Source organism: Burkholderia seminalis, assembly GCF_001718535.1.
Taxonomy (GTDB): Bacteria; Pseudomonadota; Gammaproteobacteria; order Burkholderiales; family Burkholderiaceae; genus Burkholderia; species Burkholderia seminalis.
Genome location: NZ_CP013398.1, coordinates 3,277,492 through 3,290,196, shown reverse-complemented (window position 1 = coordinate 3,290,196; position 12,705 = coordinate 3,277,492). Strand labels below are relative to the sequence as shown.

At 70.0% G+C, this 12,705-nt stretch carries 10 protein-coding genes; 5 read left to right on the top strand and 5 right to left on the bottom strand.

The genetic code is table 11. The features are described 5' to 3' along the window. Positions 1-207: 207 nt before the first annotated feature. Positions 208-831 (top strand): RBBP9/YdeN family alpha/beta hydrolase, encoded by a 624-nt coding sequence (locus tag WJ12_RS14855; protein ID WP_034189138.1) that lies wholly within the window; start codon positions 208-210, stop codon positions 829-831. 18 nt (positions 832-849) lie between these two features. Here the strand turns inward: WJ12_RS14855 and WJ12_RS14850 are convergent, their stop codons facing one another. From WJ12_RS14850 to WJ12_RS14840, 3 genes are all read right to left on the bottom strand, one after another. Then, a complete protein-coding gene (locus WJ12_RS14850; RefSeq protein ID WP_059558867.1) occupies positions 850-2,970 on the bottom strand; it encodes a phosphocholine-specific phospholipase C in 2,121 nt (706 codons plus the stop codon). Between the two features lie 44 nt (positions 2,971-3,014). Beyond that, a complete protein-coding gene (locus tag WJ12_RS14845; protein WP_034189140.1) occupies positions 3,015-3,299 on the bottom strand; it encodes a hypothetical protein in 285 nt (94 codons plus the stop codon). 254 nt (positions 3,300-3,553) lie between these two features. Continuing rightward, positions 3,554-4,474, bottom strand: coding sequence for a LysR substrate-binding domain-containing protein (locus WJ12_RS14840; RefSeq protein WP_059558865.1), 921 nt, complete (start codon positions 4,472-4,474; stop codon positions 3,554-3,556). Between the two features lie 111 nt (positions 4,475-4,585). Here WJ12_RS14840 and WJ12_RS14835 point away from each other — a divergent pair, with 111 nt between their 5' ends. Both WJ12_RS14835 and WJ12_RS14830 read left to right on the top strand, forming a co-directional pair. Then, a complete protein-coding gene (locus WJ12_RS14835) occupies positions 4,586-5,224 on the top strand; it encodes a glutathione S-transferase family protein (RefSeq protein ID WP_034189142.1) in 639 nt (212 codons plus the stop codon). 136 nt (positions 5,225-5,360) lie between these two features. Then, positions 5,361-7,556, top strand: a complete 2,196-nt coding sequence (locus WJ12_RS14830; protein WP_059558862.1) for a TonB-dependent receptor — start codon at positions 5,361-5,363, stop codon at positions 7,554-7,556. A 26-nt stretch (positions 7,557-7,582) separates the two neighbouring features. Here WJ12_RS14830 and WJ12_RS14825 read toward each other — a convergent pair whose 3' ends face one another. Next, the gene (locus WJ12_RS14825; RefSeq protein WP_069245717.1) at positions 7,583-8,851 is read right to left on the bottom strand and encodes an MFS transporter; all 1,269 of its coding nucleotides are present in this window, start codon (positions 8,849-8,851) and stop codon (positions 7,583-7,585) included. A 106-nt stretch (positions 8,852-8,957) separates the two neighbouring features. Between WJ12_RS14825 and WJ12_RS14820 the strand changes: the two genes are divergently transcribed. Continuing rightward, positions 8,958-10,001 carry a LysR substrate-binding domain-containing protein gene (locus WJ12_RS14820; protein ID WP_034189145.1) on the top strand — a complete coding sequence of 348 codons (1,044 nt, stop codon included), beginning with the start codon at positions 8,958-8,960 and terminating at the stop codon, positions 9,999-10,001. Between the two features lie 185 nt (positions 10,002-10,186). On the opposite strand, the gene dapA is transcribed toward WJ12_RS14820, so the two are convergent. Continuing rightward, positions 10,187-11,080 carry a 4-hydroxy-tetrahydrodipicolinate synthase gene (gene dapA, locus WJ12_RS14815; RefSeq protein ID WP_034189146.1) on the bottom strand — a complete coding sequence of 298 codons (894 nt, stop codon included), beginning with the start codon at positions 11,078-11,080 and terminating at the stop codon, positions 10,187-10,189. 451 nt (positions 11,081-11,531) lie between these two features. Between dapA and WJ12_RS14810 the strand changes: the two genes are divergently transcribed. Next, complete coding sequence (locus WJ12_RS14810) at positions 11,532-12,551, top strand: sulfate ABC transporter substrate-binding protein (protein WP_034189147.1); 1,020 nt, start codon at positions 11,532-11,534, stop codon at positions 12,549-12,551. Positions 12,552-12,705 lie beyond the last annotated feature (154 nt).

Genomic DNA, 12,705 nt, shown 5'->3' with positions numbered 1-12,705 from the left:
AGCTGACGGGAAGCCCACATTCTACGGTTTCGCGGCACATTGCGCCGTCGCGCGGGCCCGCGCAGGCGGCCGGCACGCGGATGGCCGCGCGGGACGGCCGGCCCACGGATGGCCGCCCCACGCAAAAGCAAAGCACAAAATATTGGTTCGGCCGCCGGGGACGCGGCGCCACAATCGAACCTCGTCTTCAAGCAAGCGAGGGCAATCATGAGCGCATGCAGCAAATCGGCGTGGCCGCCGCGGCTCGTCACCGTTCCGGGTCTGCACGGCAGCGAAGGCGCTCACTGGCAGACCTGGCTCGAGCGGCAATTCCCGCGTTCGCTGCGCGTCGAGCAGGACGACTGGGACGCCCCCGATCTCGCCGGCTGGGCGCACTCGGTGCGCACGCTGCTCGAACGCGAGCGCGGGCCGTTCGTGCTCGCCGCCCACAGCTTCGGCTGCCTCGCGACCGCGCATGCGCTCGCGCAGGGGCCGCATACGGGCGATGTCGCGGGCGTGCTGTTCGTCGCGCCGGCCAGCCCGAAGAAATTCACGTTCGCCGGGCCGTTCGACGCACGCCGGCTCGCGGTGCCGTCGATCGTGATCGGCAGCGAGACCGATCCGTGGATGCCGCTCGCCGACGCGCGCACGCTCGCGCAGCGCCTCGGCAGCGCGTTCGTGAACCTGGGCGACGCCGGGCACATCAACACGGCGGCCGGCTTCGGGCCGTGGCCGCGCGCGAAATACTTCATCGATACGCTGGTGCACTGCGCGGCGCCGCTGCGCTTTCGCGACGCGGACGACGGCTTCGAAGCCGCGCTCGTCGACCGCGCGCTCGCGCACGCGGTCTGACGGCGCGGGCCGTCGCGCTTACGACGCGGCGACGGGCTTGACGGCGGCCGGATCCGAATAACTCGGCCGGCCGTTTTCGACGTGGCCCGCGAAGCGGCGCGAGAACGTGCCGCTCGCGCCGTCGCTGACCGTCACGTCATACCACTGGTGGCTCGACGCGAGCGCCCACTGCTCGACCCGCTCGTCGCCGCCGTGCAGCGTCACCTGCCGCGACGGCGCGCCGTATGCGTTGTCGGTCAGCGTCAGCGTGACATGCGCGCCACCGTGGTTGCGCAGCTTCAGGTACAGGTTCCCGTTCGCGACGTCGTAGCCGGCCTTCACCTCCGGCTGGGCCGGATTGCGGTGCGGCGCGGCCGTGGCCGGCACGTTGCCGGAGAACATCCGCACGAACCCGTTCGGCCCGTACACCGCGAACGCATACACGCCGTGCGTCGCCGTCAGGTCGAAGTCCGCGTGCAGCACGCGGCGCGCGCCGACCGTATAGCGCCACGGGCCGTCGGTGCGGTTCGTCGCGTACACGTGGAAGTGCGCGCCCTGGTTGCCGCGGTTCGCGAATTCGATGCGCAGCTTCGTTCCGACGTCGAGGGTCGCGTTCACATGCAGTTCGTACGGCAGGGCGCGCGCGGGCCGCACGCCGGGCTCCTGCGGATCGACCGGCGACGGCGTCGCGGGCACGGTGGGCGCGGGCTGCGACGTGCACTGCTGGTCCGCGATCGAACGGTACTGGCTGGTATCCGGCAGCGGCGGGAACGCGGTATCCGACGAGCGGAAGTCGAACGCGGCGGTGAGGTCGCCGCACACCGTGCGGCGCCACGGCGTGATGTTCGGTTCGTCGATGCCGAAGCGCGCGCCGATGAAGCGGATCACCGACGTATGGTCGAACACCTGCGAGCAGACGTAGCCGCCCTTGGTCCACGGCGACACGACCGTCATCGGCACGCGCGGCCCGAGGCCGTACGGCAGGCCGTCGGCCGTGTAGCTGCCGCCGCGGCCGGGGTTCACGACCGTATGCAGCTCGCCGTCGGTCGTCACGGTGGACGCGCCCTGCGCGGCCGACGTCGGCGGCTGCGGCGGCACGATGTGGTCGAAGAAGCCGTCGTTCTCGTCGTACATGATGAACAGCACGGTCTTGCGCCACACGTCCGGGTTCGACGTGAGCGCATCGAGGATCTGCGACGTGTAGTTCGCGCCGTACGCTGGCGTGTATTTCGGATGCTCGGAGAACGCGGCCGGCGGGCACAGCCACGACACCTGCGGCAGCCGGTCGTTGATCACGTCGTCCTTCAGGTGGTCGAGCGTGCGTACCGTCTGCGCGCGCTGGTACAGCGAGGAACCGGGCTTCGCGTTGATGAAGTTCGCGAAGTTCTGCAGCACGTTCGTGCCGTAGTTTCCGTTGTACGGATCGTTGCCCGTCGTGCCCTGCTGGTAGATCTGCCACGACACGCCGTGCGCGTCGAGACGCTCGGGAAAGGTCGTCCACGACAGCAGCTGGTAAGCGGGCGGCCCGTCGCCGTCGACGTAGTCGCTGTTGTCGAGCAGCGGGCCGCCGAACTTGCCGGTCGGGTCGACCGTGCCCGTCATCAGGTAGGAACGGTTCGGATGCGTCGGGCCCGGCAGCGAGCAGAAGTAGTGGTCGCATACGGTGAACGCGTCGGCGAGCGCGTAGTGGAACGGAATGTCCTCGCGCACGTGATAGCCCATCGTCATGTCGGTCTTGTTCGCGGGCCACTGGTCGTAGCGGCCGCCGTCGATCGCCGCGTGCGTCTTGTACCACGAGTGGTCGAGATCGCCGACGCACTGCGCGCTCGTCGTCAGCGTGTTCAGCCGGAACGGCAGCACGGGCTTGCCCGGATCGGCCTTCGACGGCTGGTACCACACCGGCTTGCCGTTCGGCAGCGGGATCGGGAAGCGGTCGTTGTAGCCGCGCACGCCGCGCAGGTGTCCGAAGTAATGATCGAACGAGCGGTTCTCCTGCATGAACACGACGATGTGCTCGACATCGCGGATCGTGCCGGTGCCGCGCGCGGCGGGAATCGCGAGCGCGCGGCGGATCGATTCGGGAAAGGCGTTGAGCGCGACGGCGGCGCCCGCGGATTGTGCGACGGTATGCAGGAAACGGCGGCGGCTCGATGACGTCATGTGGTTCACCTCGGTTCTGCGGTCGGGGGACGGAAGCGGCGGGATCAGCCCGGCGACGACGCCGCGGCGCTCGACGCGGCCGCGTTCGACGCCGGCTTCGCGTCGTCGTCGTCATCGGGCGGGTAGTGCACGACGGGCGGCGCGAGCGGCGCGGCATCGGATGCGGCACCGCCCGCGGCTGCCTCGCTGTTGAACGCGCTGGCGGAGCCGGCCGATGCGCTGCCTTGCTGGGAGGCGTCGGTCGCGTGAGCGTCGTGCGGCGCGTCGTCGCTGCAGGCGGCGACGAAAACGGCGGCACAAAGAACGACGGCGACGGAAACGCGGCGCATGACTTCTCTCCTGGCGGGCTGATCGGGAAACGTTTTCGAGTATGCCGATGCGATGCGACGTTTCGGTGAATCGTTTGCGACCGGCGCATGATCGCGGAATGCTTTCGCGCGCCTGACCAAACACTTTCGCGCGATCGCGGGGCGGCAATATTTCCCGGCGCGCGAGGCGGGCCCGGCACTTTTACGCGGACGCGCAACGCGATACGCGACGGCATGACCGTTCGCGACGGGCGTGCGCGGCCGATCGCGCGGCGTCAGCGCCGCGGCGTCCTGCGTCGCACTTCGCTGCGCAGCCAGTCGAGCCAGGTGCGGATCGCCGCTTCGTGAGGATGGCCGGGGCGCCACACGACGTAATGCGCATACACGTCGGTGATGCGCACCGTCGACACGCGCACGAGCGTGCCGTCCGCGAGTTCGGGCTCGATCAGCGAGCGGCGCGCGAGCGCGACGCCGCGGCCTTGCCGCGTCGCGTCGATCAGCGCGTTCGCGTCGGTGAAGCGTGGCGCGCGCGCGGATTCGGTGAGGTCGAGTCGTGCCGCCTGGAACCACGGTTCCCACGGCTGCGCCGGATGGCGCAGCAGCGTCGCGCGCACGAGATCGGCGGGCGTGCGCGGTGCGATGCCGTCACGATTGCGGTACGCGGGGCTCGCGACCGGGAAGATCGTCTCGTTCATCAGTTTTTCGGCGACGACGCCCGGCCAGGTACCGGGCCCGTAACGCAGCGCGACGTCGATGCGGTCGCGCTTGCGCAGCGGCGCGAGCGCCACGTCCAGGTGCAGCGCGATCGCGATGTGCGGATGCGCGGCCGTGAAGCGCGGCAGGCGCGGCGCGAGCCAGCGCTCGGCGACGCTCGGCAGCACGCTGACGTTCAGCGTCACGTCGCAGGTGCGCGGGCGGCGGCGTACCGCGAGTGCCGGCTCGAACGCGCGTTCGAGCACGCTCAGGCCCTGGCGCACCTGCAGCGCCAGGGCATGCGCGGCGTGCGTCGGCGTCGCGCCGTTGCGTTCGCGCGTGAAGAGCGGATAGCCGAGCTGCGCCTCGAGCGCGCGGATGTGCTGGCTGACCGCGCCTTGCGTGAGCGCGAGTTCGTCGGCCGCGCGCGTGAAGCTCTGCAGCCGCACGGCGGTTTCGAACGCGCGCAGCGTCTGCAGCGGAGGGAGGTGGATGCGTCGCATGCGGGTATTAGTAACACTAATGGCCGAGCACGACAATTCATCGTTTGCCGCCCGTCGGTACGCGTTCCTACACTCGGTTCCGTCTTCCACATCCCCGTCGGGGCACACACCATGAACGCCTACCGTCTCTATCTTTCGCCGGGCGCCTGCTCGCTTGCCGCCCACATCGCGCTCGAGGAAACCGGCGCGCCGTTCGACGTCGAGATCGTCTCGGTGCAGAAGCAGCAGAACCTCGCGGCGCCCTATCTCGCGATCAACGCGAAGGCGCGCGTGCCCGTGCTCGCGATTCCGGGCGAGCCGCGCGTGCTGACCGAAACGCCGGCGATCCTCACGTATCTCGCGCGCCGCTATCCGGACGCGCAATTGCTGCCGCTCGGCGATCCGCTGCGCGAGGCGCGGTGTCACGAGTGGCTTGCGTGGCTGGTCGGCTGGGTGCACGGCGTCGGTTACGGCGCATTGTGGCGGCCGGGCCGCTTCATCGGCGATCCGGCGCTGCACGGCGCGGTCAGCGCGCACGGGCGCGGCACGATCGAAGCGGCGAACGCGTCGATCGAAGCAGCGCTCGCCGATGGCCGCACGTGGGCCGAACCGGGTGCGCATTCGATCGTCGATCCGTTCCTGTTCGTGCTGTATCGCTGGGGCGCCGCGATCGGACTCGACATGACGCGGCATGCGGCGTGGACGGCCCATGCGCAGCGCGAGGCCGAACGGCCGGCCGCGCGGCGTGCGCTGGCGCGCGAGGCCGGCTGACACGTTGGGGATCTCGCGCGGCGCGATACTGGGTCTGTCATTTCGTTCGGATCACGAAATTCGAACGTGTCCAATTGCCATGTTGCAGCCATTTCTTTTGAATGGGAATCATTCTCATCCAAGAAATGGAGTGACCATGACATACCGCATCCGGTCGAGCGCGACACCGCCGCGTCGCGCGACGGCTTCCGTCGCGCTTGCAATGATGACGTGCGCGTCCGCGTCCGCGGATGAAACCGATCCGCGGCCGGCGCCGCATCTCGACCCGATCGTCGTGCAGGGCAGCCGCGACGCCGGCTCGCGCGTCGACCGCTCGGGTTCGGCGAAGTATGCGGCGCCGCTGCTCGACGTGCCGCAGACGATTACCGTCGTGCCGCGCGAGGTGCTCGACGAGCAGCAGGTCACGAGCTTGCGCGACGCGCTGGCCAACGTCGCCGGCATCACGTTCAATGCGGGCGAGGGGGGCGGCGGGTCGGGCGACATGTTCAATATTCGCGGCTTCGGCGCGAATGCGAACCTGCAGCTCGACGGCCTGCGCGACAGCGCGCAGAACAATCGCAGCGATCTGTTCAACGTCGAGGCGGTCGAGGTCATCAAGGGGCCCAACTCGGTGTTCGGCGGCGCGGGCACGACCGGCGGCTCCGTGAACCTGGTCAGCAAGGCGCCGAAGCGCGACGCATTCGTCGAGGCCGGCACGGTGCTCGGCACGTCCGACTACCGGCGCGTGACGCTCGACGCGAACCGGCCGTTGCCGGGCACCGACGGCCGTGCGGCATTCCGGTTGAACGCGATGGCGCACGTCAACGACGTTCCCGGCCGGAACGACATCCGCAAGCGGCGCTGGGGCGTGGCGCCCTCGCTTGCCTTCGGGCTCGGCACGCCCACGCGCGTCACGCTCGGCTACTTCCATCAGTACGACAACAACCTGCCCGACTACGGGTTGCCGGCCCGCGGCGGACAGGTGCTGGCCGGCGTGTCGCGCGACAGCTACTTCGGGTGGCGCAACCTCGATCGCGAGCGCATCGCGTCGGATGCCGTCACGGTGAAGGCCGAGCACGACTTTTCGCCGAACCTGAAGCTGCAGAACCTGAGCCGGTATGCGCACCTGGGCCGCGACACCGCGATCTCCGCATCGCACGTCAATCTCCAGGGGGTGCCGCCCGGGCATTACAGGCCGGCCGGGCCGCAAGGCTACGGCCGCGATTCGTCGACGGCGATGTGGGCCAACCAAACGAACGTCACGGCCGCGTTCGACACACTCGGGCTTGGCCATACACTCGTCGCGGGCTTCGACCTCTCGCGGGAAACCTATGGGCGCACCACATACTCGTACGGGCTCAACCGGTTCTATCCGCCGGGCGGTTTTTCATTGGCCGCGCCGCCGGGCGAATGGCGCGGTCCCGCGCAGCGTCGGGACAGCGGACGCAACGACACGGCGCTCGTCGTCAAGGCGCTCTATGCCTTCGATACGATTGTGGTCGGCCGATACTGGAACATCGACGTGGGGCTGCGTCACGACTGGATCGACGGCTGGTCGCGGAGCACGCCGGCCGGCCAGCCGACCGAACGTGCGGACAGCGCCGGCCGGCACCTGAGCACGCGCGCGGGGCTGGTGTTCAAGCCGACCGAGAACGGGCGCGCGTATTTCGCGTACGGCACGTCGTTCAATCCGTCGGCCGAATACCTGGTCACGACCGGGTCCGGCGTGAGCGCAGCGACCGGCGCACTGGCGCCGGAGAAGAACGAGAGCCTCGAGCTCGGCGCGAAGTGGGAAGGGCTGGCGGGACTCGCGCTGAACGGCGCGTTGTTCCAGACGGAGAAGAAGAACGCGCGCGAACGGATGGCCGACGGCAGCTACGCGCTCGCGGGCAGGCAGCGCGTGCGCGGCATCGAGCTCGGGGCGGCCGGCAAGGTGACGCCGCAATGGGACGTGTTCGCGAACTACACGTATCTGGCGAGCGTGACGCTGAGTTCGCCGGCGTCGCCGCGTCGCGACGGCCAGGCACTCGGCAATACGCCGCGCCATGCGTTCAATGTCTGGACGACCTATCGCCTGCCGGCCGGCTGGACGCTCGGCTACGGCTCGCACTTCGTCGGCCGGCGCAACGTGACGTCGGAGGGGAACGGCACGCTCGGCGCGTACTGGGTGCACAACCTGATGGCCGGCTACGACGTGAACCGCCGGCTGCGCTTTCAGCTGAACATCGACAATCTGTTCGACCGCGCCTATGTCGAGCGTGTGCGCCAGGTGTCGGGGAGCGAGGCGAGATCGTCCGCGGTCGAACTCGGTGACGGCCGCTCGGCGATGCTGTCGGCCGTGTACAAGTTCTGACGGCGTGCGCTGCATAGGTGTCGCGGTTATCGCGCGAACAGCGGATAGGTCGCAGCCGCGATCAGCGCGGTCGCGAGCCACACCACGCCCCACGAGCTGACCGCGAGCAGCGGCGGAATCGCGAGCGGGGTCGCGAACAGCCCGAGGTAGACGATCGTGTTCGCCATCCCGAGCGCGGTGCCCGCGTGGTTCGCGCCCGCGAGCGTCGCGAGCTCCGTGTACGCGACGCCGTGCCACGCCGACACGCAGATGCCCGCGAACACGAGAATCCCGACGATCGCGGCGAACGGCACGTGCGCGCTGCCGGCCGTCGCCGCCGCGAGCAGCGCGAACGAACCGGCCGCGACGAGTACCGACCCGCGCAGATACGCGCGCCGGTTGCCGTGCCGGTCGGTATGGCGGCCGCTCCACACGCGCATCACCATCGCGCCGAGCTGCAGCGCGACCATCGCCGCGCTGATGCCGGCAAGGCCGAGCCGGCCGAAGTCGTGCAGGAACACCGTCGCGAACGTGAGCACCGCGAACTGCGGCGCGCACAGCAGGCCGATGCCGAGCACGATGCGCCACACGGGGCCGCTTGCGAGCGGGGTGCGCGCATGCGGGACGGACGGCTGACGTTCGACGGGGCGATGCGCGACGAGGTCCGCCACGGCCGGCTCGGCCGGCGGCTCGTGCAGCCAACGCCACGTGAGTACGGCCGAACCCGCGCACAGCAGCATCAGCGCACCGAACACCGCGGCAAAGCCGAGATGCGACGCGAGCGACGGCAGCAACGCCGCGCCGATGCCGCCGCCGAGCGGCACGGCCGTCTGGCGGATGCTCATCGCGAGCCCGCGTTCGCGCTCGCCGAACCAGCGCATCACCGCGCGTCCGCTCGACCCGTTGACGCTGCCGCCGAGCAGGCCGACGCAGCACATCGCCGCGACGACGCGCAGCAGCGGCGGCACCGCGTGCGCGCTCGGGACGATCGTGCACACCATCAGCGCGAGCATCGCGGCCGTCGCGACGAGCCCGGTCAGCAGCACGCGGCGGTCGCCGAAGCGGTCGGCGGCGATCCCCCACGGCAGCTCGGACAGCGCGACGCCGAAGCCGAGCGCGCCGAGCACGAGGCCGAGCGCGCCGTTGTCGAGGCGATAGGCCGTGCGCATCCACACGGCCGTGGTCGGAATGCCGGCCGCGGCCGCCGAAAAGCTCAGGTTCGCGGCGACGCCGGCCGCCAGCACGCGCCAGCGATGAGCCGGGCCGCGCACGTCGCGGGCGGGCGAGGAGGGGGAAGCGATGTACGAGGTGTCCATGACGGCAGGCCCGGTTGGAAATTGACATCCACAGTCTGGCGGCCTACATTCATCCTGAAAATCGGAAAGTTTTTGATGAATCGTTCGATAAAACAGGATGATTGAGATGTCCGGACAAGACCTTCCGCGCGGCGGCGCGCCGCTCGCCGTGGCCGATGCCGCGCTGGCGCGGCCCAATTTCGACGTGGCCGCGTTGCGCAGCCTGGTCGCGGGCGTGGATCTCGGCAGTTTTGCGAAGGCAGCCGACCGTGTCGCGCGCTCGTCGTCGGCGGTGAGTGCGCAGATCCGCAAGCTCGAGGAGCAGGCCGGCACGCCGCTGTTCGTGAAGGCCGGGCGCGGGCTCGCGCTGACCGATGCCGGCGACGCGATGCTGCGCTATGCGCGGCGCATGATCGCGCTGAACGACGAGGCCGCGGCGGCCGTGCGCGGCGTGAACCTCGACGGCTGGGTGCGTGTCGGGCTGCAGGAAGACTTCGGCGAGGCGATCCTGCCCGATGTGCTCGGGCGATTCGCGCGCGCGCATCCGAAGGTGAGGATCGAGGCGCGCGTGGCGCGCAATGCCGACCTGTTCGACCGGCTCGACGCGAACCAGCTCGATCTGGCGCTCGTGTGGGGCGATCCGGCGTCGGCCGATTTCGGGTCGCGCGCGGGGATCGGCAGCGAAACGATCGCGCAGGTGCCGATGCAATGGATCGGCGCGGTGGGGAGCGGTGGATTCGGGGCACCGGAGGGCGGCGACGCGGCGGCCGACGGTGAGGCGGATGAAACGGGCGGCCGCGCCGGGCACGTGCCCGGCGAGCCGTTGCCGCTCGTCGTGTTCGACCGGCCGTGCCGGTTCTTCGGCGCGGCGGCCGATGCGCTCGACCGCGCCGGCACGCCGTGGCGCGTCGCGTTCACGACGCCGAGCCTCGCCGGGTTGTGGGCCGCGGCGGCGGCCGGCCTCGGGCTCACGGTGCGCTCGCGCTACGGGCTGCCCGCATCGGTGCGCGCGCTCGACGCGGCGTCGTGCGGGTTGCCGGAGCTGCCGAGCCTGCCGCTGATCCTGCTGCGGCGCACGTCGCCGGCGACGCCGACGGTCGACCGGCTCGCGCGGATCGTGACGCAGGCGGTCAGGGAGGCGACGGACGGGGCGGCGGCGCTGGCGGCCTGACGATACCGTCGGTCGCCGCCACGGGCGCGATTCGTTCGCCCCTCTGCCGATCACCTCGCGCCTGCCTCGCTACCCATTCGATCCGGAATCCTGCAAGGGAAGGACCCGAATCGCGGATGACTTCGATACGCCGCTGCGTCGGGCCGGCATTCATCGGCCGGCGGCGCCATGTGCGGTGGTGCGGCTCATGCCGCGGCGGCGTCCGGCTCGCTTGCTTCGAGCGCGGCACGGATCGTTGCCAATCGCTCCCGCAGCGCTTCGCTCGCCGGCACGAACGGCAGCCGCAACCCGTCCTCGCACCACCCCTGCGCGGCGAGCACGGCCTTCACCGGCGCCGGGTTCGGCTCCGCGAACAGCGCTGCGACGAGCGGCTGCAGCGCGACCGACAGGCGCCGCGCGTCGGCGAGCCGCCCGTCGCGCAGTAGCGCATGAATGCGCACGTGCCATTCGGGCAGCACGTGCGCGCTGCTCGCGATCGCGCCGTGCGCGCCGGCGCACATCGCCGCGAAGTTCTGGTTGTCGTCGCCGGACAGGATCGCGAGCGGCGTGTCGTGCACGAGACGGCTCATCCGGTCGAGCGTGCCGCCGCATTCCTTGATGCCCGCGACGCGCGGGTCGCGCGCGAGCGCCTGCAGCGTGTCCAGTTCGACGTTCACGCCGGTGCGGTACGGGATGTTGTAGACGAGCACCGGCAGGTCGGCCGCGTCGACGATCGCCTCGACATGGCGGCGGATGCCGTCCTGCGTCGGGCGCACGTAGACGGGCGGCGTGACGAGCAGGCCGTCGGGCCGCAGGGCCGCGAGTTCGCGTGCGCGCGCGGCCGCGACATGCGTCGCGCTCGCGGTCAGCCCGACGACGATCGGCCGCCCGGGCGCCGCGTCGCGCAGCGTCGCGAACACCGCGTCCTGTTCGCGCGCGTCGAGCAGGACGCCTTCACCGGTCGTCGCGCCCGCGACGAAGCCCGCGATGCCCGCGGCCGCATAACGACGCGCAAGCCGCGCGAGCGCCGCATGGTCGACTTCGCCGTGGTGAAACGGCGTGATGATCGGCAGCCAGATACCTTCGAAACGTGTGTTCATGCAAAGCCTCATGGTGGAAACGGAGTGGGAAGGAACCGTTCCGCCGGCGGTGTGCCGGAGCGAGGCGTGCGTGCAAGGAGAATGAAACGACCTGCGGGCATCCCGTCCGGCATTCGCCTGACGGGACGCGACGTCCCCGTCAGTCGAGGAGTCGTTTTTTCAGTTTCAGCCCGGCCGCGCGCGTACCTGCCGCGACGGCGGCGAGGATCGAAAGCGAGCGCAGGGGAGCGGACATGGATGAACCGTAAGTGGGCTGAGCGGCGATCTTAACACCGGATCGGCGGCGCGCGCGAGCGCCGGTCGCCGTTTAGCAGGATTCGAGATTTGCTTTCCACGACTGATTGGAAGGCGCGCCGCGCCCGGCCGCTAGAATGCCCGCTTACGTTTCGATGACAGCGCGTACGCGTGCCGTCACGCACATTCACCACCACTGGAAACGGGGCATATCACGATGGCAAGCATCAAGGGGATCGGCCGCTGGCTGCACACGGGCGCGGCGGCGGCGCTGGTCGTGGCGGCGACGGCCGCGCATGCGGACACGTCGATCCTGAACGTGTCGTACGACGTGACGCGCGAGCTGTACAAGGACATCAACACGGGCTTCGCGGCCGCATACAAGCAGAAGACCGGCGAGACCGTCACGATCAAGCAGTCGCACGGCGCGTCCAGCGCGCAGGCGCTGTCGGTGCTGCAGGGGCTGCAGGCCGACGTCGTGACGATGAACCAGCCGAACGACATCGACCTGCTCGCCGAGCGCGGCCAGCTGCTGCCGAAGGACTGGCGCGCACGCTTCCCGGACAACAGCTCGCCGTACTCGACGACGATGGTGTTCCTCGTGCGCAAGGGCAATCCGAAGGCGATCAAGGACTGGAGCGATCTCGCGAAGCCGGGCGTCCAGGTCATCATCGCGAACCCGAAGACGTCGGGCAACGGCCGCTACGCGTATCTCGCCGCATGGGGTTTCGAGAAGCTGAAGGGTGCGACCGACCAGCAGGCGCTCGACTTCGAGAAGGCGATCTTCCGCAACGTGCCGGTGCTCGATTCGGGCGGCCGCGGTGCGACGACGACGTTCACGCAGCGCGGCATCGGCGACGTGCTGGTGACGTTCGAGAACGAGGTCGCGCTGATGGACACCGGCGCATCGGGCGCGCAGTTCGACGCCGTGTATCCGTCGGCGAGCATCCTCGCGGAGCCGCCGGTCGCCGTCGTCGACAAGGTCGTCGACAAGAAGGGTACGCGCAAGGTCGCGCAGGCGTATCTCGACTACCTGTACACGCCGGAAGCGCAGGAGATCATCGCGCAGCACCATCTGCGCCCGCGCGACGCGAACGTGCTGAAGAAGCACGCGGCCGAATTCAAGGCGCTGAAGACGTTCAGCGTCGAGCAGGTTTTCGGCAGCTGGGCGAACGCGCAAAAGACGCATTTCGCCGACGGCGGCACGTTCGACCAGGTGATCGTCGACCGGAAGTGACCGCGGCGCGCCTCGCGCGCGGGTCCGCACGATGACGACGCAGCCGGCCGCCCACGCGGCCGGTTTTTTTTCGGCACGGCGCGGCGGATTTCCGTTTCGCGCCGGTACGCGTTCCCGGCCGCCGCCGCGCATGCTACGCTCATCGCCTCCCTGC